The organism is Pseudactinotalea terrae (genome assembly GCF_009733845.1).
Classification (GTDB): domain Bacteria; phylum Actinomycetota; class Actinomycetes; order Actinomycetales; family Beutenbergiaceae; genus Pseudactinotalea; species Pseudactinotalea terrae.
The window spans coordinates 1,242,058-1,263,155 of the sequence record NZ_WNXZ01000001.1; the positions used below are offsets into that span (position 1 = coordinate 1,242,058).

General features: G+C 72.7%; 20 protein-coding genes. 2 read left to right on the forward strand and 18 right to left on the reverse strand.

The window, feature by feature from the left end; genetic code table 11:
• Positions 1-19: 19 nt before the first annotated feature.
• The 16 genes from GPA03_RS06100 to GPA03_RS06175 form a co-directional block, all read right to left on the reverse strand.
• Positions 20-4,810, reverse strand: a complete 4,791-nt coding sequence (locus GPA03_RS06100) for a helicase-related protein (RefSeq protein WP_156251024.1) — start codon at positions 4,808-4,810, stop codon at positions 20-22.
• 408 nt (positions 4,811-5,218) lie between these two features.
• Positions 5,219-5,899, reverse strand: a complete 681-nt coding sequence (locus GPA03_RS06105; protein ID WP_156251025.1) for a type I-E CRISPR-associated protein Cas6/Cse3/CasE — start codon at positions 5,897-5,899, stop codon at positions 5,219-5,221.
• Complete coding sequence (gene cas5e / locus GPA03_RS06110) at positions 5,896-6,723, reverse strand: type I-E CRISPR-associated protein Cas5/CasD (protein WP_162458274.1); 828 nt, start codon at positions 6,721-6,723, stop codon at positions 5,896-5,898. The genes GPA03_RS06105 and cas5e overlap by 4 nt, the downstream gene beginning before the upstream one ends.
• Position 6,724: 1 nt before the next feature.
• Positions 6,725-7,927, reverse strand: coding sequence for a type I-E CRISPR-associated protein Cas7/Cse4/CasC (gene cas7e, locus GPA03_RS06115; RefSeq protein WP_162458275.1), 1,203 nt, complete (start codon positions 7,925-7,927; stop codon positions 6,725-6,727).
• 45 nt (positions 7,928-7,972) lie between these two features.
• Positions 7,973-8,557: a type I-E CRISPR-associated protein Cse2/CasB gene (gene casB, locus GPA03_RS06120; protein ID WP_162458276.1), complete on the reverse strand. Its 585-nt coding sequence runs from the start codon at positions 8,555-8,557 to the stop codon at positions 7,973-7,975.
• The gene (gene casA / locus GPA03_RS06125) at positions 8,554-10,182 is read right to left on the reverse strand and encodes a type I-E CRISPR-associated protein Cse1/CasA (protein WP_156251029.1); all 1,629 of its coding nucleotides are present in this window, start codon (positions 10,180-10,182) and stop codon (positions 8,554-8,556) included. Before casA ends, casB begins: the two co-directional genes overlap by 4 nt.
• A gap of 253 nt (positions 10,183-10,435) precedes the next feature.
• Positions 10,436-13,249 carry a CRISPR-associated helicase Cas3' gene (gene cas3 / locus GPA03_RS06130; protein ID WP_162458278.1) on the reverse strand — a complete coding sequence of 938 codons (2,814 nt, stop codon included), beginning with the start codon at positions 13,247-13,249 and terminating at the stop codon, positions 10,436-10,438.
• Positions 13,250-13,511: 262 nt separating this feature from the next.
• On the reverse strand, positions 13,512-14,945 hold the full coding sequence (locus tag GPA03_RS06135; RefSeq protein WP_156251031.1) for an SLOG family protein: 1,434 nt from the start codon (positions 14,943-14,945) through the stop codon (positions 13,512-13,514).
• Complete coding sequence (locus tag GPA03_RS06140; protein WP_156251032.1) at positions 14,945-15,349, reverse strand: hypothetical protein; 405 nt, start codon at positions 15,347-15,349, stop codon at positions 14,945-14,947. The genes GPA03_RS06135 and GPA03_RS06140 overlap by 1 nt, the downstream gene beginning before the upstream one ends.
• On the reverse strand, positions 15,346-15,711 hold the full coding sequence (locus tag GPA03_RS06145) for a hypothetical protein (protein ID WP_156251033.1): 366 nt from the start codon (positions 15,709-15,711) through the stop codon (positions 15,346-15,348). Before GPA03_RS06145 ends, GPA03_RS06140 begins: the two co-directional genes overlap by 4 nt.
• Positions 15,712-15,751: 40 nt before the next feature.
• Complete coding sequence (locus tag GPA03_RS06150) at positions 15,752-16,543, reverse strand: metal-dependent hydrolase (protein WP_156251034.1); 792 nt, start codon at positions 16,541-16,543, stop codon at positions 15,752-15,754.
• Positions 16,544-16,590: 47 nt separating this feature from the next.
• The gene (locus GPA03_RS06155; RefSeq protein ID WP_156251035.1) at positions 16,591-17,061 is read right to left on the reverse strand and encodes an HD domain-containing protein; all 471 of its coding nucleotides are present in this window, start codon (positions 17,059-17,061) and stop codon (positions 16,591-16,593) included.
• Positions 17,058-17,534, reverse strand: a complete 477-nt coding sequence (locus tag GPA03_RS06160) for a ribonuclease H family protein (protein ID WP_156251036.1) — start codon at positions 17,532-17,534, stop codon at positions 17,058-17,060. Before GPA03_RS06160 ends, GPA03_RS06155 begins: the two co-directional genes overlap by 4 nt.
• A 28-nt stretch (positions 17,535-17,562) precedes the next feature.
• Complete coding sequence (locus tag GPA03_RS06165; protein ID WP_156251037.1) at positions 17,563-17,958, reverse strand: hypothetical protein; 396 nt, start codon at positions 17,956-17,958, stop codon at positions 17,563-17,565.
• A gap of 38 nt (positions 17,959-17,996) precedes the next feature.
• Positions 17,997-18,221, reverse strand: a complete 225-nt coding sequence (locus tag GPA03_RS06170; protein WP_156251038.1) for a hypothetical protein — start codon at positions 18,219-18,221, stop codon at positions 17,997-17,999.
• A gap of 34 nt (positions 18,222-18,255) precedes the next feature.
• Positions 18,256-18,603 carry a hypothetical protein gene (locus GPA03_RS06175; RefSeq protein ID WP_156251039.1) on the reverse strand — a complete coding sequence of 116 codons (348 nt, stop codon included), beginning with the start codon at positions 18,601-18,603 and terminating at the stop codon, positions 18,256-18,258.
• 203 nt (positions 18,604-18,806) lie between these two features.
• Here GPA03_RS06175 and GPA03_RS06180 point away from each other — a divergent pair, with 203 nt between their 5' ends.
• Positions 18,807-19,196 (forward strand): hypothetical protein, encoded by a 390-nt coding sequence (locus tag GPA03_RS06180; protein ID WP_156251040.1) that lies wholly within the window; start codon positions 18,807-18,809, stop codon positions 19,194-19,196.
• A 122-nt stretch (positions 19,197-19,318) separates the two neighbouring features.
• Complete coding sequence (locus tag GPA03_RS23010) at positions 19,319-19,444, forward strand: hypothetical protein (protein ID WP_277754914.1); 126 nt, start codon at positions 19,319-19,321, stop codon at positions 19,442-19,444.
• A gap of 125 nt (positions 19,445-19,569) precedes the next feature.
• Here GPA03_RS23010 and GPA03_RS06185 read toward each other — a convergent pair whose 3' ends face one another.
• Positions 19,570-19,950 (reverse strand): hypothetical protein, encoded by a 381-nt coding sequence (locus GPA03_RS06185; RefSeq protein WP_156251041.1) that lies wholly within the window; start codon positions 19,948-19,950, stop codon positions 19,570-19,572.
• Positions 19,951-20,015: 65 nt separating this feature from the next.
• Positions 20,016-20,336 carry a hypothetical protein gene (locus tag GPA03_RS06190; RefSeq protein ID WP_156251042.1) on the reverse strand — a complete coding sequence of 107 codons (321 nt, stop codon included), beginning with the start codon at positions 20,334-20,336 and terminating at the stop codon, positions 20,016-20,018.
• Positions 20,337-21,098: the final 762 nt, after the last annotated feature.

Here is a 21,098-nt window from a genome sequence, read left to right on the forward strand (position 1 = left end):
GTGCGGCACCGGGCTCGGCTCAGGCGGCCACAGGTACGGCGGGACGGGTCGCGGACGGCTCGGCGGCCTCCTCGGCCTCGGCCTGCAGCTCGCGCTCGATGCTGGCCAGGCGGGCCTCGGCAGCGGTCAGCTCGGCAGCCTGGTCGAACACCGCACCGTCGGCGGCCGCGGCCGCCTGATCGGAGTCCTGCATCAGCTGGCCCGCCCGCTCCCGCAGCTGGCCGACCGTCTCCGGGGCCTGCGCGAGCCAACTGGTCAGCGCGTTGTCGGCGGTCGTGACCGGGTCGTGCCGCAACGCCTTGGACGTCAGGCGGATCAGGCCGAGCTCGCGGTACTGGTGGTTGACGGCGACCTCGACCACCCGGGCGCCGGGTTCGGTGCGCTGCGCCTCGATCGCCAGACCGCACCACCAGGCGACGGGCCGTTGCCAGGAGTTGGTCCGCGGCCGGGTCAGCATCTGGGCGACCCGTTCCGACTGGCGCAGGCGTCCCTCCTGCTGCTCCGGGCTGATGACGCTCAACGCGGCTTCGATGCCGTCGGCCTGCCGGCGCAGCGAGTCGGCGTGCTGGGCAGCTTTCTTGGAGTCCTTGCGGGAGGAGTTGACCTGCTGGTTGTGCATCGCGAGCAGGGTCCGCAGACGACGCACCTGGGCGGCGGCCTCAGCGTGCTCGAGCAACCGCGGGTTGCCCGAGGCCAGCGCCTTGACCTCACCGTAGGACAGCACGGTCTCGCCGATGTCGTCGAGGCTGTCGACGGTGGTGTCGGCGTGCATGAGGGCGTGGATGAACCGGGCCTTGGTCTGCAGCGTCTGCCACATGTAGGCGTCGAAGGTGCCCTCGGTGACGTACCGGTAGATGTCGACGTGCCCGGACAGGTTGCCCGGACGCAGGGCCCGACCCTCCCGCTGCTCGATGTCGGAGGGCCGCCACGGGGCGTCCACGTGGTGCAGTCCCACCATCCGGGTCTGGATGTTGGTGCCGAACCCGACCCGGCTGGTGGAGCCGAGCAGGACGGCGACGGACCCGTCGCGGCAGGCGGCGAACAGGGCGTCGCGGCCCTTGTCGGTGGTCGCCTCGTGGGCGAAGCGAACCATGCCGGCTGGCACCCCGGCGGCGACCAAGGCGGCCTTGAGCCGGCCGTAGGTCTGGGTGCCCTTCTGGCCGGGGGTGCCCTGGTCGCACAGCACCAGCTGGAACCCGCCCGGGGTGGGTGAGGTGCCGAAGGTGCGAGCGGTGTTGGCGTGGTACAGGCGGGCGACCTGCTCGGCGACGACGTCGACCTTGGTGGAGTCCTCCTGCACGCCGACCAGCCTGGGGTCCAGGGCGACCCGGCGGCCGTCACCGACGACCAGCAGCATGTTGTCGTCCTGGACGCCGCCGCCGCGGATGCGTTCGGCGCGGGCGGCGAGCTCGGCGACGTAGGCGGACTGACCGTCGGTCATGTCGGCGACCCGGGTGTGCCAGGTGGCCCCAGGCCGCTCCAGCGGCAGCGCGGAGGTGGGCAGCAGGTCGGTGACCTGGCGCAGCATGCCCATGAGGGCCTGGACGTTGGTGATCTGTGAGGGGCGGCGGTGCAGGCGGAACCCGGACCCGTCGGGGGCGACCTCGACGGCGGTGACGTAGCGCACGAACATGGCCGCCCAGGCGTCGAAGGTGTCGATGCCGGCGCGGCGCAGCGCGTCGGGCTGGAAGAAGGTCTGCCAGACGTAGGACTCGGCGAGGCTGTTGGTCCAGGGGGTGCCGGTGAACCCGGCGAAGTGCGGCTGGCCGGGGCGGCGCTGGCCCAGGATGTTCACCTTGAGCAGCAGGTCGGTGGCCCGCTTGGACGCACCGAGGGAGAACCCTTCCGCTCGGGTCGAAATGTTCAACCGCTTGTAAAGGTGCACTTCGTCTACGGCAATGAAGTCGACGCCCAGGTGCTCGAACCGGACCGTGTCGTCATCACCGGTGTTGGCTCGCAGCTCGGCCAGGCGAGCATCCAGCTTCTTCATCGCACCCGCGATCGCCTTCGCGGTCTTGGACCGGGCCGACCGGTCCCCATCAGCGCGGATCGCCTCGGCCAGGGCCACCTTCTGCTCGGCGACCCACTCCTGCTCGGCCTGCGGGGCGACCGGGATGGCACCGAAGGCCTCATGGGTGATGATGACCGCGTCCCAGTCGCCGGTCGCGCACCGGGCCGCGAACAGTCGACGCCCGTTGCCGGCCATGTCCTCACGACCAGCGATCAGGAACCGGGCGGCCGGGAAGGTCTGGGTGGCCTCGCGGGCGATCTGCTCCAGCAGGTGCCCGGGCACCACGATCATCGGCTTGTTCGCCAGGCCCAACCGGCGCAACGTCACCGCACTGGCCACCATCGACTTGGTCTTGCCGGCCCCCACCGCGTGCGCGATCAGGGTCCGCTCGGAGGAGCAGACACGTTCCACCGCGTCCCGCTGCCACTTCCAAAGCTGCACGCCCTCGGCGATGCCGGGGAACGTGAGCCCGGACCCGTCCGCCACCCGCGGCACGTGGGAACGGAACCGGGTGTTGAACTCGGCGACCAGCTCGGCCGCACGGTCGGCGTCCTCCCACACCCAGGTGCCGAACCGCTCCTGCATCGCGGTCAGCTTGTCCTCCGCTGCCAGCGTCTCGGCAGCGTTGCGAACCTTGCGCCAGCCGCGCTTGTCGGCGTCCCAGACCTCGTCCCAGACGGTGACGGAACGACCGTTGAGGGCGGCGGCCAGCAGCTGCAACGGGTCCTTGCGGCCGGTGCCCCACCGCATGCCGAGCTGCGGGGAGCCGTACCAGTTGCCGTCGACCTCCCACAGCCCGAGCGCGGCCGCGTAGCTGACCGAGGGATGGGCCCCGAGGACGTCGGCGGCGAAGGCCTCGATGTGGTGCGGGGCGATCCACGGGGAGCCGATGGTGGCGCGGATGTTCAGCGGGCCGAAGTCGGCCGGCAGGACCTGCTGCAGGGCGGTGACGTTGCGCTGCAGCGACGGGTCCGCGGCGGCGGCGGCCTGGGCGCGGGCCAGCTTGCCGCGCACGTCACCGGAGAGGTAGTCCCGGGCCGAGACGTAGGTGTTGGTGTCGGGGTCGACGTAGACCAGGTCACCTAGCGCCTGCGCGGCCTGGGTGCGGGTGTCGAGCCCGAGCAGGGAAGCGATGCGTCCCAGGTCGACGCTCGCGGACTCCCCCAGTGAGACGGCCAACGCCTCGGCTGGGGTCTCGACCCGCTCCACCGGGGCCGGGGCCCGGTTGACCGGGCGCAGCAGCACCGGGGCCGCACCGGCGCTCTGGGTGTCGGGGTCGTAGGTCTCGCACGCCATCACGGTCAGGTAGTCGGGGTCGCGGCGGAACCCGCCCATGCTCGGGCGCCGCCAGGACAGCTTGGGTTCACCGGTCTCGGTGTCGATGGCGCCCTCGTGCAGGGTGCCGCGGTTGAGCGGGCCGAACCGCTTCGCGTACGCCTGGTAGCCGGTCCGTAGTCGGGTGCGCAGGTCGGCGTTGACGTCCTCGCCGGTGTGGTGCATGGCGTCGGCGTCAGCGGCCAGCAGCGCCACCGCGAGGTCACGCAACCCCACCAGGGTGCGCAGCTCGGCCGAGGGGCGGGCCACCGGTGCGGGCTGGCCGTCGGTGATCTGGACGACCTGGTCACCCTCGAGGTGGTAGGAGCCTTCCTTGCGGCCCTCGGCGTCGGCGAGCACGACACCGGCGAACGGGTCGACCGGGCCCGGGCGGGCTGGGATGGCCGGCAGGTCGGCGGTGGCGGCGGACACGGCGGCCAGCCCGTCGGTGCGGGGGTCGGCGGACAGCACCCGCAGCGGGGACTGGTCGTACCCGGTGGCGACCAGGCGGCCGGCGACCCGGTCCGGGTGGACCTCGAAGTGCCGGTTGACCTCCAGGTACGGCTTGCCGTAGTCGCTCTCACCGGCCTCGTTGCGGACGATGAGTCGCCGGGTCCGCTGCGCCGCGGAGGCGTAGTAGCTGGACCCGTACAGGGAGGCGGACTCGCGGGTGGCGGTCCGCTCGGTGAGGTCGTCCCATGCACCCGGTGCGGCCGGGCCGCCGCGGCGACGCAGCACCAGCAGGTCGGCGACGGCGCCGGTGCCCTCGAAGGTGCCCGAGGCCAGCCGGGCGACGGACCGGATCTCGGCGAGCTCGGTCAGGGTGTCGACCTGCCGGTCGGTGTCGAACAACCGCCGAGAGGTGATCGCCATGACGTACCCGCCCGGGCGGACCGCCATCAGGGAGCGCAGCAGGAAGTAGGTGTGCAGGTTCGGGGCGTCGACCTCGGGGTCGTACGGGGCGTGCTGGGAGAACGGGACGTTGCCGATGGCGGCGTCGAAGGTGCCCTCGCGCAGCGTGACCTTCTCCAACGGGGCGGTGTGGATGGTCGCTTCCGGGTGCAGGGTGGCGGCGATCGCGGCCGAGGCCGGGTCGACCTCGATACCGGTCCAGCGGGCACCGGGCAGGTGCCCGGACATGAACCGGCCGGACCCACACCCGGGCTCGAGGACCTCACCGCCGGTGAACCCGGCCCGTAGCAGCGCGTCCAGCATGGCCTCGATCAGCCAGGCGGGGGTGTAGAAGCTGGTGTCGGTGGCGGCGACCGCGGCGGCGGCCCAGTCGGGGCGGCCGGTCAGGGTGTCCTCGAGCTGGTCGGCCACGCTGACCCAGGCGCCGGTGGGGTTGGGGCCCAGCGCGGGGGCGAGCGGCCCCCACCCGGCCCACCCGGTCAGGACGTGCCGCTGCTGGTCGGTGGGCGTGGCGCCGTCGAGGTCGATGATGGTGCGCAGGGCGGCCAGGGACGCGGCAGGGCTGTAGGGCATGCCTACCTCATGTGCGGCAGGCTCTCCCGCGGCGGGTGCGGGACCAGGGCGTGTCGTCGGCGGTCTGCTGAACCAGGGGTTACTCCCGCGGTGGGCGGGACTCGATGCTGCTGCTCGTACTGCCGCAGCTGCTGGCGGGTTCACCCCCGCATGCGCGGGGCAGATGCGGGAGGTATGTGCCCTAGGGACGAACCACACGGTTCACCCCCGCATGCGCGGGGCAGATAGGCGTGGCCCCATCCATCTGCTGGACTGCCTCGACGGTTCACCCCCGCATGCGCGGGGCAGATCAGAACGGTCACGCGGAGCGGCGGACGTGGGCCGGTTCACCCCCGCATGCGCGGGGCAGATACTTCCTGGCCTGCGGTGATGCCGACGGGTAGCGCCACCTGGCTCCAAGTCTGCCGGTTACCGGGTGAGGGTGACCAGGCCGCAGCCGTGGCCACGGCGTCGGCCGATGCCCTCTGTCAGCAGGGTGCGGGCCGCGGCCGGGTCGGCCACCTGCACGTCCACCTCGACCAGCGTGTACGGGAAGCTCTCACTGGTCCCCTTGCGGTCGAAGGACTCCCACCCCTGCGCGAGCACCCGGCCGCTGCCCGGGACCACGGTCAACCCGTGGGTGGGCAGCCGGGCCGGCAGCCAGTCGGTCAGGACCTTCTCGCCGGTGACGTTGCGTCGCCGGCCCCGCTTGCCCGGCACCCGCTCGTCGACGGTGGCGTTGACCCGGACCCGGGCGGTGAACCGCTGCCCGGCCGCCAGGTGATCCAGCACCCGGGTGTAGTCGCGGGCGGCGACCTGCCCGCGTCCCACCCCGAGGGCCTCGGCGAAGACGTCCAGGTCCGGGGCGGTTCCGGCGACCACCAGCAGCCGCGCCTGCCCGGCGCCGGCGAGCTCCAGCCGCCACAGCACCGTGCCGCGCCGCTCGCGACGACGCGCCTGCTCGGCGGCATCCGCCGGGGCACCGGCCGCATTGATGGTGTGGTCGAAGGCGGCATCGATCAGGGCGTGCAGCCGCTGCGTGGAGCCCATCAGCCGGGCGTCAGCCGACCGCGTGCCGTCCAGCAGCACCCGAATCATCGTGGCGGTCATGCGGTCTCCTCAGACAGGTCAAGCTCGAACGGGTCAGCGGCAGCGGTCGTGGTCCGGTCGGGCACGCTCACCACGGCCCGTTGCACCGCCCAGTCGCGGTAACGGCGCACCCCCGGGGTCAGGGAGGCGACCCGGCCCCCGGAGATCCGTTCCGGGATGACCGCCCCCGGGGTCGCGTCGTGCACGACCTGCAGGCTCACCGCCCCCGCGGAACGGGTCACCTCCCGGACGCTGGCCCGCAGCGCCGGCGACACCTGCCACTCCAAGGTGGACAGCACCTGCAGCGGGTCCTCCTCGAGGATGGCGCCGCACAGGTCGAACGGGGCCGGGCAGGAACGCCGCCCCAGGAACAGCGGCCACCGGGGCGCCCGCAACGCGGCCGCCAGCTCACCCAGCAGCACCGGGTCAGCGCCGATGCCGACGGTGAAGCGGGCGTCCTGCCGGTAGCCGTCGACACCGATCTTGGTCTCGGCGCCCGAGACCGGGGCGGTCAGCTTCGCGCGGATGGTGCGCCGGTCCCCGACCAGCTTCGCCATGACCGCCTCCTCGGGCAGGCTCCGCTTGTCGGGCTTGACGGTCTTGTCGACGGTGGCGGTGCGGTAGTCGCGGGCGTGGCTGCCGGGTGCCTCGATACGGATCGCGACGCTGACCGCGGCGTCCAGCTCGCCCAGACGCTCATCCCCGCGAGGCAGCCCGAGCGCGCATCCGAGCAGCCCGAGCACACCGGACCGGGTCGGGTGCGGCAGCGTGGACCGGTGGTTGCCGGCACCGGCCGGCCCCCACGCCTGCAACGGCCCGTGCAGGTGCAGCAGCAGGGTCGCCATCTCAGGCAGCCAGCGCCGGGCGCACCAGGTCGGCGACCGAGGCCGACAGCCGACCGGCCAGCCGGTCCCCGATCGGGTCGTGGGCGATGCTCGCGGTCGCCACCGCCAACGGGGCGGCCACCATGCCGGAGGCGTCCACGTTCGCCAGGAACGAGGCCAACCGCTGCACCGAGGCGCTCTCATACCCCTCGGCGGAACGGACCGGGGCCTCGAACGCCTGCGCGGCCGAGACCGGCCGGTCGCTGCGCAGCACCGCGGTCACCACCGCCGGCACCGAGTCCGGGGCGAAACCGGCCCCCTTGCCGCCGGGCATCGACAGCGCGAACGCCTCGGCCACCTGACCGGTCAGCTCGGCGACCTCCTCGGGCCCGTACTGCTCGAGCAGGTCTCCCAGGTCCAGGCGCACGTACCGGTACAGGGTGGAGGAGACGAACTCGGCGACGTCCAGGAAGTCGGCGCCCCGCTGGATGTTGTCACCGGGCTCCGGGTCGCCGACGGCGGTGTAGGCGTCATCCTCGGAGTAGGCGGCATGGGTGGACAGCGCGTGCGCGACATGCACCGCGGCCTCCACCTTGGCCTCCGGGGTGCCGGCGATGAACCGGCCGAACAGGTGCTGGTCGGCGGCCTGGGCGGCACCGACAAGCGCGGCCGTCGCAGGGGCGTTGATGTCCTTGGCCCGGTCGACCTTGCCGCCTGCGGTGATCTTCCTGGCGACCTCGAGCACCACGGCGGCCAACGCACGCCGCTCCGCACCCGAGAGCGAGACCACGACCGCCTTGGCCTCCCGCCCCTCCTCGTCCTCGGCGCCCTCCGCGGCGGTGTCCTCGGCCTCCTCGGTCTCAACCTGCTCCAAGGCGGCGGCCAGGTCGGCGTCCTTGACCTTGAGGGTGCCTGACTTGGGCGAGGTGAGCGACTTGACCACCTCAGCGGCGGCGACCGCGGCAGCGGCGGCGTCCACGGTGGGGTCGGCCTCCTGCGCCAGCCGCACCAGGGCGACCGGGTGGCGACGTGACCGGGTGGCCAGGTCGACCGAGGCGACCTCGTGCAGGTAGCGGCGGGCGACGTACTTCCACGCCTGGGAGGAGACCCGGTGCCGCTGCACACCGCCGTAGACGGCCTTCTTCGGGGCGCCGGTGTCATCCCGGTTGACGCACGAGGGCGGGACGGTCTGGATCAGGTGCAGGTCGAGGAACAGGTTCGTCACGGTCATCTCCAAGAGCGGGTGTTGGGTTGAGGCGGTGGTCAGGGGTCAGGCAGCCGCAGCGGCGGCCGGGAGGCCGGCACGTTGGCGCACCCACCGGGTGCGGACCCGGCGGGCGGCGAGCTCGTCACCGGCGGCGACCGCGTACAGGTCACGGGCCAGGAACACGTAGTCCAGACCGGTGCCGGCCTTGCCGAGCATCGGCACCAGCCGGACCAGGTGGGCGGTCGCCGCCTCCAAGGTGGCGACCCGCACCAGACGGGCGAAGACGGCGTCCTCGCGGGCGACCTTGTCCGGGCCGCGGGCCTGACCGCGGCCGACGGCGGCGGCATAGGCGCGGCCCAGCCCGACACCGCTCTGGTGCGGGTTGCGGGCCCGCAGGTGCTGGTGGTGCAGCGCGTACAGCGACAACGTGCGGGCCAGCACCAGGTCCGCGGTCGGGGACAGGTCACCGGGCAGGTACCGCCAGGCGGCACGCACCTGTCCGAGGTCGCGGCGGATGCCCCGGCGCAGGTCCGCACGGACCCCGGCACCCCAGGCGGCGCTGGTACCCACCTGCGGCAGCGCGGCTGCCACCGCGCCAGCCAGCCGCTGGGTCAGGGCGGCGGTGGCGGTCAGGTCGAGCTCGGTCACTGGTCTCCTCCGGTGGGTTCGGTCAGCAGGTCCCGCAGCCGGGCGTTGAAGATGCCCAGGGGTCGGCAGGCGGCCCCGATACGGGCCGGTGCCAGCCCTTCGAGCAGGTGCGAGACCTGGGTGAGGGTGACCCGGCGCAGGTCGGTGCGCAGGGCGGTCAGGGTCGGGTCGTGCTCAGCGCCGCCGGCGACCGCGTGCAGGTGCCGGTCGGTGACCGGCTGCACGGCGGCCCAGGCCTCCTCGGTCCAGGCGGTGCGCTGGGCGGACGAGCGGGGCTCGATGTCGCGGGCCAGGTCGGTGACCAGCTTCACCGAGGACTCAGCCAGGTCGCGGGCCTTGCTGGCGAACCGCTCCAGGCGGCGTCCGGTGCGGCCATCGTCCAGGGCCGCGACGTCCAGTGTGGTGGTATCCAGGGTGACCAACTCGGCGGCGGTGTCACGCTCCCCGACGATGCCGAGGGTGACCAGGCGGACCGGTCCGCGGCGGCGCCGCTCCCGAGCCAGCGTCGCTACCCAGGTGACCACTGGGGCGGGCTGGGACTGCACGACCTCGACACCCTTCTTCGTGGTGCGTTCCCGGGTGGCCGGGGCACCCAGGGCGTTGCCGCGCCAGGCGAGCTGGGCGGCCGGGGTGCCGCCGGGACGTCGGGAGGTGGCGGTCTGCACGCCGCGCTTGTCGGTGCTGACCTCCCACGTCCAGAACGGGTCGATGTCCTTGAGGGCGGGGCTGGCCACGTCGTAACGGTCACCAGCGCTCACGCCCACGGTGTGCACCAGGTCGTCCTCGCCGACGGTGAGGGTGACGGCCCGTAGTCGGGCGGTCAGCCACTGCACCCGCCCGACCGGCAGGATGCCGGCGCCGTCCTCCTTGGCGTACCCGGCCAGGTCGGTCACGGCCGCCCACGGCTGCTCCCAGTGCGGGGCGTCAGTCTCGTCATGGGTGTACGGCAGCGTGTTCAGCAGGATGGTCTGGGCCAGGGTCTGCCCCAGCACGTAGGTGGAACGGGCGCTACCGGAGGAGGTCGACTTGCCGGAGGTCTTGCCGCCGGACAGGCCCGGGTGCCCGGCCAGGACACCGCCGATGAAGCCGGAGGGTGCGTACACCTGCACGGTGAGCAGCCGGTTGGCGGCGTCGGTCAGGGTGAGCCGGTCGCGCTCGTCGGCGCGGTCCAGGTGCCAGGCGGACTGGTCGGTCGGGGTGAACAGCGCCAGCGACGCGGCGTGCCCGCCGTTGACCTGGACCCGCAGACCGTGCGGCAGCTGCCCGAACGGGTGGGTGGGGTGCACCAGCCAGAAAGCCTCCTGCCAGGTGCGCAGGTAGGCCTGCACCGGGGCGGCAACCTCGGTGCCCCAGTCCTGCGCGAGCCGCTGCCAGGTGGGCGCGTCGGCCGGGCCCTGGGTGGCGCGGTGCACCAGTGCGACCAGCAGCCGCAGCATCGCCAGCTCGTGGTAGACGCCGTGGGTGGGGTCCAGCCGTTCGATGTGCTCGGCGTCGGTGAACAGCTCACCCAGGCTGACCTGGGCAGCGCGGCCGTCAACGTAGCGCACGGGCAGCCACGGCTCGGTAGCCAGGTTCAGCTTCGGGGAACTCCCGCCGGTGCGGGACGTCTGGGTTGCGTTCACCACTGGTGGGCCACTCCACTACCCCGGTGCTGGCCGTGGCCCGGTGCTGGCGTCAGCGGCCCGGGAGGTGTCACGGAGCTGGTCGACTGCCTAGGCATGGACACCGGTCACCTCGCTGTGAGGCGACCGCAGCCGACGGGTGTCAGCCTGGGGTCGGCGCCTCTGCCCTGCCTATGCGGCGGGTCCCGGGTCGGGTGTCGTTCCCTGGCGGCTCTGACCGCCGGTGTCGGGTCGCGGTGCTGTCGGCCGGCCCGGGTCAGTGGTTGCGCAGCGCGATCCAGGTCATGCCGCGTCCCGGGGCGTACCGGAACCGGCGCCCGAACAGGTCCACGACGAACCCCTGCTGGGCGCGGCTGAACTTCATCTCCATGACCGGGATGCGGTCCAGGTGAGCGCCGCGGGCGGGCCAGTACGGGCGGGCGGTGCACTCCGCGACGTCAGCGGCGCTGACGCCGAACCGTTGCGTGGGGACCTTCACCAGGGTGGCGCAGACCTCCTCCAGGGTGGCGTCGGCCCGGTCCAGGGGTTCTGGCAGCACCGCGTCGGGGTCGCCGGCCATGTGGTCCACGACCGCCTGGGTGGGTGGGTAGAGCCGGTCCCCGGCCCGGAACAGGATGGCGAACTCGTGCTCGAGCTGCCCGTCCCGGACCGCGGTCTCGAGGTCGTCGATGCCGCGGGTCCATGCGATCGGGGTGTCGAACATCGAGCACGCCGACGCTGCGGGAGCGCGCAGGGTCCGCCACGTGGTCTCCTGCACCGTCTTGGTCAGCTGGGCGGCGTAGGCGCGGGCGGCGTAGGCCATGAAGTGCTTCCAACCGCGGGGCCCGACCTTGCCGTCGCCGTAGACCGCGCGGATGGAGGTGTCGATGTGCAACGGGTCCAGCAGCACCTTGCGTCCGACCAGCCACCCGTAGGTGCGGGCCAGCAGCGCCTCACCGTAGATGGCCTGCAGGCCCTTGTTCGGGTGCGGCTTGTCGCCGCCGGCCTCACCACGCCCGAGCAGGATGACCCGGGGCCGGCGCAGCCCCTTGGGGCGGCCGGGGCGCTGGTGCCGGTGCAGACGACCCAGCCGCTGCCACATCGAGTCGATCGGCACCACGTCTGAGACCAGCAGGTCGGCGTCCAGGTCCAGGGACTGCTCGGCGACCTGGGTGGCGACGATGACGCACCGCTCCGGTCGCACCGTCCCCTCCCGGTAGGGGTTGCCGAGCATGTCGAGCAGCTTGGCGTCGGCGGCGGCTCGGTCGGCCTCGGTGAGACGGGAGTGGGCCAGCACCACCTCCCCCAGGCCGCCGTGGCGGACCAGCTCGTCGTAGGTGGCGCGTGCCTCATCGACCACGGACCGGAACACCAGGGCGCAGCCGCCGTCGGCGAGCTCGGCCGCCAAGGTCTGGGCGAGCATGGTGTTGTCGTCCTCGTGCCACTGCATCTTGATGGAACGGGAGCGGGTGCGCTCCTGGGCGCGCGAACGCAGGGCGCCGTCCAGCCCGAGGGTGGTCACCCGGGCGGTGGCACGCTGCACGGGCACCTCCAGGTCGGGCCGGCCGGCGTAGGCGCGGAACAGCTCGGTGCGCAGGTGGTCGGAGACCGTGGCCGACATCGCGATCACCGGGACCCGGTGCCGACCCAGCCAGGTGAGCACCTGCAGCAGGTGGGAGTACATGACCGGGTCGCAGGAGTGGACCTCGTCGATGACCACGACGCGGCGCACGATGCCGGCGTGACCGATGTCGGCGTGCTTGCGTGGGGAGGCCAGCGCGAGCAGGTGGTCCACGGTGGCCACCCAGATGTCCACGAACGGGACCGAAAGCCCGGACAGCCACTGGTGGGAGACCAGGCCGGGGCTCTTGCCGGCCGCCGGGACGCGACCGCGGCGCCATCGGGTCGGGCCGGTCGGGGTGAGGTCGCGCACGGTCTTGGTCAGCCAGGCCCGCGAGTAGGTCATGGCGGCGCCGACACTGGCGTGGGTGGCGCTGGTGTGCCGGACCCACCTGAACATGCGGTCGGCGGCCTGCCGGGTGGTGGCGCGGGTGGGCAGCACGAACGCCACCCCGTTGGCGCGACCGTTCGCGGCGACCAGGGCCGAACCCATCTGGGCGGCCTCGGTCTTGCCGGACCCGGGCCTCGACTCCACCATCATGAACGCGACGTCACCGTGGCGGGCCTCGTCGGTGACGGCCTGCTGCACCCAGGTGGCGGGGGCGTGCTCGGAGGCGTCGGCACCGACACCGAACTGCTCACGCAGCACCACCTCCAGCTGGTCGGGGTCGACCAGCGGCGGGGTCCAGGTGTCGGTCAACGCCAACGCGGCCATGATGGTTTGGGCGCGGGCCTCCGAGTCCTGCACGGGTGCGGGGCGGGCGGTGGCGTAGTAGGGGCCGTAGGCGGAGGCGGCCCAGTCGGCCAGGGTCACCAGCCCGGACAGCGCCACCTGCCAGGACGCGGCCGGGGCGGGGAGCTGGTCACGGGTCAGGTGCGCCAGGTCGAGGGCCTCATCGACCAGGGCGAGCATGGTGGCACCCCAGGCGGGTCGGGTGGTGTCCTCGAGCAGCAGCTCCACGCTCTCGCGGGCGTCGCCGTCGAGCTCGGCGGCGCTCGGCCAGGAACCGTGGTGGCCGCCGACGACCGAGGCCAGGGCGTTGCTGGCGTCCGGGTCGACGTCGTGCTCGGCACCCCAGGCGAGCACCGCGGCCGCGGAGATGGTCGCGTGCACGTACCCGGTGTCCTCGGGGTCAGCTGCCCTCCCCAGACCGGCGGCGGTGACCTTCTCGTACAGGACCGGCACCCGCTGCTGGAAGGCGGGGGTGGCCTTGCCGATGTCGTGCGCGGCGCCGGCCACGATGAGCCACTGCCGCACCAGCCGGGCCGGGATGGGCCGGCCGTGGACGTCGAGCACGGAGGTCTTGGCACGCTCGGGCAGGAAGTGGTCCCACAGGCGGGCGGCGACCAGGCCGACGTCGCAGAGGTGGTGGCGCAGGCTGATCCAGCCGCCGTGGAACCCGTCGGGTCCGGCGTGGGGTGTGTCGGTCTTGGCCCACAGCAGGGACGCGAGACGGGGCGTGGAGGGCACACAGGCCGTATGTGCGGCACGCCCGCCGCCTCGGCTCGGATCGGTCACGGTCCGCGACCCCCGCACATGTACTGCTTCGCCCGATGCTCGGGGTGCGGCGCGCACGTCACCTCGGAGCGGCCGGGTGGTCCCGCAGTGGCGGGAGTGGACCGTTGATGTACGACCCGACGGACGGAGTCGCACTCGTTGCCCCGCGCTTGCGGGGGTGTCCCTGGCGGCGTCATCATGGGCGTGCTCAGTGCAGTCCCGCGCTAGCGGGAGTTCAGTCCGCAGGGGTGTACAGGCGCACGTGCGTCTCGTGCAGGTCGACCAGCTCATCCAGCAGCACCGGGCGCACCTGCTCCCAGGTCAGGCCGCCGAGCCCGGCGCCCAGGGCGGGCACCGCGAGGCTGGTCACGCCCAGCCGGCGGGCGGTACGGACCAGCTCGTGGGCGCCGTCCCGCACCCACTCCAGCCGGGAGGGGTCGCGCCAGTGGTTCTTGGTGGCCACGTTGGCGACCCAGCGGGGCCCCACCGGGTCGGGGTTGGTCCACACGTGCACGCCGCCGGGCATCAGCGACCCGTTGCCGCAGTGGGCACGGTAGGCCTCGAACATGCCCGGCCACCGGTCCCGGAACGCCTTCGCCAGGCCCTTGCCCATCACCCCGAGACAGTTGACCGGGTTGACCAGCATCTGGGCGTCGTCGGCGAGCAGGTCACCGCTGACCTGCCGCAGCCGCGGCACCGGGGCGGGCAGGTGGACGCTGCTGCGGCCGGCGGCCACGTCGACCAGAACGTGCGGCTTGCCCTGCTCGCGGACCAGCTTCATCGCCTCGGCGGTGCCGCCGGTGGTCGCGGCGGGGTCCATGACGGCGATGACCAGGTCGGCGTCGCGGACCATGAACGCGTTGCGGGCGTGCAGCAGCCGCACGTCATACCCGGTGCCCAGGACCAGCTCACGGGTGGCGGCGCTACGCAACCGCTGCCAGGTCGCGGCGTCGGCGGGACGCCACCGGTCCGGCTGCTGCTCGAACGGCACGTACGCCCACAGGTCCAGACCCGCCCGCAGCGCAGCCTCGGCCCACCAGGTGTCGGCACCCAGCGCCATCCCGGAGATCGCGGTGGTGGTGCCGTGCTGGTCGGTGACCTTGACGGCCAGGCGGGTCAGCTCGGCGATCGCGAACCGGGACTGCTCGCGGGTCAGGTTCTTGGGTCGGTGCCCGGTGACCGCGACCCGCACCCACCGGTCGGTCGGGTCGGCCCGCAGCCGGGCCCGCTCGGCCATCAGGATGCGGCCCAGGTGGTTGCCACCGGCGAACGGGGCATGCTTGGGGCAGAAGCACTGGCCCCAGGTCTGGTCGTGCCAGGCACGCTTCCCGGTTCCGGTGCCCTCGATGAGCAGGGCGTCACCGGTGCCCAGCAGCGCGGCCCGCAGCTCCCGGCTGGTGAACTTGGCCCGCACCACCTGCGCCATGACGCCGAACCGGACGTGCTCGTCCCACCCGGGCCGCAAGGTGACCCGGCGGCCGGCACGCTTGGCCAACCCGGGACTCGGAGCGGTGCGGACCGTCTCGGCCTGGGCCGGGTCCAGGGTCTTGAGGGTGTTGAAGGCGTGCTCGGCCGAGGGGTAGGGGACGCCGTCGAGCACCAGCGGGCTGGGGTGGAAGTTCGAGAGGAACCCGTGCGCGCCGGTGAAGGAGTCGATCACCTCAACCATCAGGGCCCCCGGTGCTGCGGGCAGAACGCCACGTTGTCCAGGCCGCCGTTGGTGAGCTCGACCCGCCACCCGGCCTGGCCAGCAGCGGCGGCGGACTGCGGCGCGGTGGCGCCCATCGGGCTGGTCGCGAAGCAGCCGGGCTCATCGCACGAGGCGACGTAGCCGAGCACGTGGGCCTGCCTGGTGACCCCGTAGGTCTCGCGGGCCGCACTGATGAACCAGGCCACCGCGGCCACGCCGTCGTCGTGACGCTTGCGCTCGGTGGCGTCGCTGACGTGCTGGGCCGCCAGGGCGTAGCACTGCGCGACCTTCTCGAGCACGACCAGGATGTCACCGGCTGTCTGGGAGACCAGTGCAGCCTCACGGGCCTGCACCTGCTCCAGGGTGAAGGTGGGTTCGCTCATGCGGCACTCCGGGAGGTCTGCGCGAGCCAGGCGCGCGGTTCGGGTGGCTGGACGTCGTACCAGGCCTGCAGCATGGTGTCGACCTGCTCGTCGGTGGCGTCCTCGGGCAGCCGGTACAGCTGCCGGTTCATGGCCCGCTCCCACCGCAGGTAGGTGCGCACCTGCGGGTCGGCCCACACGTGCCGGCATGCCCACCAGGGGCGGATCACCAGCACCAGCGCCGGGTGGTAGGTCTGCCCGTCGTCGTCGCGGCCGGTGCTCAGGAACGGGACGGGCAGCACCAGGGTGTGCCGGTGCAGCTCATCGGAACCGACGTAGGGGCGCACGCCGGACCAGTGCCGGACCGTCCACACGAGTGCCATACCACTTCATGTGCGGCATCGGGTCGTTTCGTGCAGCCGCTCAGCCGCCGGCGAACGGCAGCGGGACGGTGGCGCCGAACTGGGCGCCGACGCTGTCGACCAGACCGACCACCACATACAGGGACAGGCCCACGCACAGCACCCACTCTCGACCCGACCCGGCCTTGCCGAGCAGCGGCAGCGCCACGTACCCGTTGGGCTGCCAGATCGCGTTCAGCACCGGCACGTCGTGCAGCGCCTTCGGCGGTTTGATCAGCAGCGGCCACAGCAGCGGCAGCCCACCGACGGTCAGGAAGTCCCCGATCAGGTGCAGGACGACCCCGACCAGCACCGAGGTCGGCAGCCAGGTCAGGTGCTCAGGGGCGAACCACAGCATGGCGGCGGTCCCCACGAACGCGGTCGCCCACAGCTTGACCATGGAGCCGCGGGACAGCTTGAGGGCCTTGAGCGCGAACGCGACCAGCGCCAGGAACAGCACCGCCGACCCGACCGGGATGAGCCCGAACAGCGGCACCTGCGCCTCCCAGCGGCCCAGCAGCATGGTGCCGAAGTAGAACCCGATGACGGCCAGCAGAGAGTGCAGGCCGTGACGGTGACCGCCGGACAGGCTCTGCGCGGCTCCGGCGATCGCCTTGGTGGCCATCCCGCCGGAGTGGGCAATGGTGGCGTTGTGGTGGTCGACGTCGGGCAGCAGCGCGGCGCCAGCTGTGACCAGGGAGCCGACCAGGATGGTCGCCGTCGGCTGCGGGTCCAGGCCCAGGGCGTACGGCGCGGTCGAGGTGACGGCGATCCATGCGGCTGCGCCGCTGATCGCGTGGTGTGCTCCCATCATGCTCAGTGGATGTGCGGCACCGGGCCGAACCCGCCGGGCAGGGTGGTTCAGGCGGTCACCGGTTCCAGCGCGAGCAACGCCTCCAGAGCCTTCTCGTACTTGGCGTGCAGCCGTTGCCTGGTCGGCTCGTCCAGGGCGGCGAGCCGGTCCGGGTTGGTGTTGTCGGCGATGTCGGCGACCTTGACCAGCAGCGCCAGCGGGTTGGCGGCCACCCGCCGGTAGTAGGCCGCTCGCGGTTCGTGCCGGCGGTGGGTGATGGCTCCCACGGCGTCGGCGACGATGCTTCCGAACCGGGTGCGGATCTCGGTCAGGGTGACGTCGGTGTCCTCCACGACGTCGTGCAGCCAGGCCACCGCGACCGCGTTGTCACGTACCGGGGCCGGTGCGTTCAGCTCGATGTCGGCGGCGACCCGGGCCGGGTGGCCGATGTAGGGCTCGCCGGCCTTGTCGTACTGGCCGGCGTGGGCGGCGGCCGCCAGATGCCGTGCCCGCGCCACCAGGTCCTGCCCCGTGCTCATCCCTGCCACCGGCCCTCGGTGGTACGTGCCTGTTCCCGTGCCCACACCGCGCGGGTGTCGGCGGCCTCGTTCAGCGGGTGGGCGCCGGGCCGGGCGTGCCCCTTGACCTTGACCAGCCGCACCGGCGGCAGGCCCGCCTGCCTGCGCTGCTCCCGCGCTGCGACCAGGCCCTCGACGATCTCCCGGTTGGAGACCGGCTTGCCCGCCGAGGTGGTCCAGCCGCGGCGTCGGTACCCGTCCATCCAGGCCGTGTACGTGCCGATGGCGTAGGCGGAGTCGGACTCGATGGTCAGGTCCCGCACGTGCATGTGCGCCTCGATCGCGTGCAGCAGCCCGAGCAGCTCACCGGCCTGGTTGGTGGAGCGGTGCAACGAGCCGGCCTCCCAGGTGCCGTCGTCCGCGACCCAGGCCCACCCGGTGGGTCCGGGGTTGCCCGAGCACGCCCCGTCGGTGCCGACTGTCATGCTGCTCATGCGGTTCTCCTGCTCCTGCTGTGGGTGGTCAGTTGTCGTAGCCGGTGCCGCCGGCGATGCCGACGTGCTGCAGGCCCATCACCAGGGCACCGGTGCGGTCCTCGCGCAGCCACTGCCAGGATTCGGCTCGCCACCCGCACCGGCATGCGGCACGCCACTTGTACGGGGTGCCGTTGCTGCTGTGGGTCAGCCGGATCCGGACCCGGCACGGCTGGGCCTGCGCGATCGCGCGGGCGATGCGCTGCTCGAGCATCCGGTCGAACGCGGCCTGGTAGGCCGGGACCAGCGCGACGCCGACCGGTCTGGGCAGCGTGTCGAGGTGGTGGTCGACCCAGGCGTCGCGGACCTCATCGACCTCGGGTGTGGGTACCGTCACGATCGCGGCTGCCCCGTCGGGGGTGCTGTCGCGGGCGCTGGTCCTCATGCCTGCTTGATGTGCGGCACCGGGCAGGCGTGTGTCGCTCAGGCCGCGGCGGGGTCGGTCATCGGGGCGAACTGCGGCTGCGGGCCGCCGAAGAAGCACTGGCACGGCCCGTCGTAGTGCCGCAGCTGGGTGTAGGGGTGCCGCACGCACGGCACACCCTCGGTCGCCAGGTTCAGCTGCGGTTCGACCCGCGGCGTGGTCGTGAAGCGTCCGCCGGCGTTCACGCCAGCGGGGACACGGGCCTGCAGTGTGGTGTGCGCCATGCCCGGTAGATGTGCGGGCGGGTGCCTCCGCGGGTCAGATGCGGCGCAGCGGGGTGCCGTGCAGCTTCGCGGCGGCGGTCACGGCGACCTGGGTGTCCCGCTCGACCAGGTCGTGGGCCAGGTACCAGGCATGGGAGCGGGGGTGCAGGGTGGCGACCCGTTCGACGAGTGCGGCGACCGCGCCGCTCTCACGCATGGCCGGGTGTGAGCCGGAGGCGACGAACGCGACGGCGCCGCGGCGGGTCTCCTCGTACTCCACCCAGGCCGCACCGGCGAGCCGACCCGTGGTCTGCAGACGCCAGCGCAGGACGCTCGGTGCCCGCTTGTCGACCAGGCAGCGTTCGACCTCCAGGACGGCCGGCACGGCACCTCCGCTGGTCATGCGAGGTATCCCCCTTGGCGGTGCGACGGCGTGCTGCGGCAGGCACTCAGTGTCCCACGCGGGGGTGTCCGAACCGGCGATCTCGCCCTCGGTGGGCGTGGCGTCCCCAGGTGGTGCGACCGGCCGGTGCGGGGGTCCGCAAACCGGTATCCGGCGCATGGTCCTGGGGTGCAGATCACCACCCAACGGACCAGGAGTCCTCCATGTCTTCGAGTACCAGCACCAGCCGTGGCCGGTTCCCGGTCGCTGCCGTCCTCGCCCTCCTCATCGGTTTCAGCCTCATCGTCGCCAACATCGTCGCGATGAACGCGCGCATCGACGGCCCGGCCAAGGATGTCGGCGTCGTCGAGCAGGTCGACACCACCGGCAAGTCCCGCTCCGAGCTGGGTGAGACCGTCGACAAGGACGTCATCGAGCCAGCCGAGCCCACCGGGAAGTCCTACTCCGAGCTGGTCAAGCTCGCAGGCAAGGGCCTCACCGAGGCAGCCGCACAGGCTGCGGGCAGCAAGGCCGTCGCCGAGCTCGAGCCCGACACCTCGTCCGAGGCGCTCACCAAGGCATCAGCCAGCTCGCCCACCCACGTCCGGCCGTAGTCGGCGTCGATGAACACCCGTGCGCCCTCGGCCATGGCCTGCTCCCGGGTCCATGCCGAGGGCCACGTGTATCGGTCCAGGTACCTTCCCGGGCGTTCGGACGCGACCGGGTAGAGCAGGTCATGGACGTCCTCGAACTGGTGCCGGGTCGGGTCGATGCGGACCTGGTCCATCAGCAGCCACCAGTGCGGCTCGCCGTCGAAGTCGCCGGCGATCGCGTGCGTGGCGATGTCGTGCCGGGCCCGTAGCGCCCACCCCAGGGTGGCGGCCACCACCATGCACAGGCCCCTCCCGCCGGACTCGTGCGCCCGGGAGTGCTGGTAGGCGACCTGAGCGAGGTGCCGGGCCACATGCAGCCGGTGGCGCCGGTCGCTCACGCGCCTGCCGCAGCCGGCGCCGACCCGAGCACGGAATGTGCCCGGTGCCGCAGCCGGTCCAAGGTGCCCGGGAAGGTCGACTCCGCCCATGCCTGCTTGGTGCGGCGCCAGTCACGCCGGGTGGCCAACAGCATCGGGATCAACAGGGCCCCGGTGAGCACGAGCACGATGACGTCGCCCTGCTGGCCGCGGTACAGGCCGAACCCGATCCAGTGCGGGGTCAGCGCCAGCGTCGGCAGCGCGAGCTCGACCTGAGGAGTCGCGAGCTGTGCACGGCGCAGGGTCCCGCGCCTGGTCCTCACACGCCGCACGTCCACGAACGCGAACACCGTCGAGATGGCGACCAGGGCGATCAGGGTGACCAGCTGCCAGGACATGCGGGGCTCCTCGGGCGGGGCGGTGCTGACCAGGCGCAGACGTGCAGCGGCGCGGCGGTGCTGGGTCAGCGTGGGGCGAGCAGGTCGGCGATGTCGCGGTCCTGGTGCCCGTTGGCGCGCAGGTACCCGAGCTGGTCGTCGTCGGTGATGGCGTCCTCGGCGACCTGGGTGACCTCGTCGCGGTACTCGGGGTCCTGGACGTGGCGGGCGATGTCGGCGGCGACCTCGCGGACGGTGCCGTCGATGATGTCGCGCTGGGGCTGGGTGAGGGAGTCCATCGTGACCGCGGGCAGGGTCACGCGCGGCTCGGCCTTGGCGGAGGTGGCGAACTGGCCGCCGGTGGTGATGCCGGCGGGCTGGCGGTTGCGGTGTGCGAGGGCGGTCATGTGCCGGTAGATGTGCGGGCTGACGCCGGGCTGGCCGACGGAGTTCGCCGATACGGCCGGCAGGCCGCTGACCTGCGCAAACGCGGAACCCGACGGAGTGAACGGAGTTTCGGTGCACCGAAGTCCGTCGGGGGGTCGAGCCTAAGTTCCCAGGTCAGAGGCCCTTCTACTACTACTTCTTGTACTGAAACGGAGAAACGGAGTAACTAGAGGGGGTACGCGTATAGGGGGTTGTGTGTGCAAACCACGGGTGGTTTTTGCACACACACAGCCCCCTATAGGGCCCCCTGTTTGCGCTCCGTCCGTCCGTTTCTCCGTTTACCCCCTCTGACCTGCGGAAACGCTGATTTGGCCGACGGAGCAACGGACTTCGAGGGCTGTCCGAGCGTCCCGATCCGGCCCGGTCGCGGTGGCCAGGGTGCGCGGGGCACCCCCTGGCCCCAGGCGTGGCGGGTTCGGGGTCCAGTGGTTAGCCTCGAGGAGAGCGCCGCTTCGAGCGGCGGAGAAGGTCCCCGGGCCAGCCACTCCCGACGACCCGGGGTCAGATTCGCCGCCTCGTTGGCCCGGCGCCCCGCCCGGACCCAACGAGCTGTCGCGGCGGGGATCGCCCCACAGCCGGCTCGCCGGGCGGTTCGGGCCTGCCCAGGCTGCGGGGCGCCGGGGTCGCGGCGCGAGCCGGCAGCGGCGGGCTCCGTGCCAAGGGGCCTCGCGCGGCACAGCTGAGGCCACTACGCGAGGCGCGTGAAGGGTGGCGCGGCTACT

Bases quoted from the DNA above. Each gene is read 5' to 3' on its own strand.
- GPA03_RS06145 (WP_156251033.1), bottom strand. From the start codon at position 15,711: ATGGCACTCGTGTGGACGGTCCGGCACTGGTCCGGCGTGCGCCCCTAC.
- cas5e (WP_162458274.1), bottom strand. From the start codon at position 6,723: ATGGCGACCCTGCTGCTGCACCTGCACGGGCCGTTGCAGGCGTGGGGG.
- GPA03_RS06150 (WP_156251034.1), bottom strand. From the start codon at position 16,543: ATGATGGGAGCACACCACGCGATCAGCGGCGCAGCCGCATGGATCGCC.
- GPA03_RS06180 (WP_156251040.1), top strand. From the start codon at position 18,807: ATGTCTTCGAGTACCAGCACCAGCCGTGGCCGGTTCCCGGTCGCTGCC.
- GPA03_RS06175 (WP_156251039.1), bottom strand. From the start codon at position 18,603: ATGACCAGCGGAGGTGCCGTGCCGGCCGTCCTGGAGGTCGAACGCTGC.
- GPA03_RS06105 (WP_156251025.1), bottom strand. From the start codon at position 5,899: ATGACCGCCACGATGATTCGGGTGCTGCTGGACGGCACGCGGTCGGCT.
- GPA03_RS23010 (WP_277754914.1), top strand. From the start codon at position 19,319: ATGGACGTCCTCGAACTGGTGCCGGGTCGGGTCGATGCGGACCTGGTC.
- GPA03_RS06165 (WP_156251037.1), bottom strand. From the start codon at position 17,958: ATGAGGACCAGCGCCCGCGACAGCACCCCCGACGGGGCAGCCGCGATC.
- GPA03_RS06185 (WP_156251041.1), bottom strand. From the start codon at position 19,950: ATGTCCTGGCAGCTGGTCACCCTGATCGCCCTGGTCGCCATCTCGACG.
- GPA03_RS06100 (WP_156251024.1), bottom strand. From the start codon at position 4,810: ATGCCCTACAGCCCTGCCGCGTCCCTGGCCGCCCTGCGCACCATCATC.
- GPA03_RS06155 (WP_156251035.1), bottom strand. From the start codon at position 17,061: ATGAGCACGGGGCAGGACCTGGTGGCGCGGGCACGGCATCTGGCGGCC.
- GPA03_RS06140 (WP_156251032.1), bottom strand. From the start codon at position 15,349: ATGAGCGAACCCACCTTCACCCTGGAGCAGGTGCAGGCCCGTGAGGCT.
- GPA03_RS06135 (WP_156251031.1), bottom strand. From the start codon at position 14,945: ATGGTTGAGGTGATCGACTCCTTCACCGGCGCGCACGGGTTCCTCTCG.
- GPA03_RS06190 (WP_156251042.1), bottom strand. From the start codon at position 20,336: ATGACCGCCCTCGCACACCGCAACCGCCAGCCCGCCGGCATCACCACC.
- GPA03_RS06160 (WP_156251036.1), bottom strand. From the start codon at position 17,534: ATGAGCAGCATGACAGTCGGCACCGACGGGGCGTGCTCGGGCAACCCC.
- GPA03_RS06170 (WP_156251038.1), bottom strand. From the start codon at position 18,221: ATGGCGCACACCACACTGCAGGCCCGTGTCCCCGCTGGCGTGAACGCC.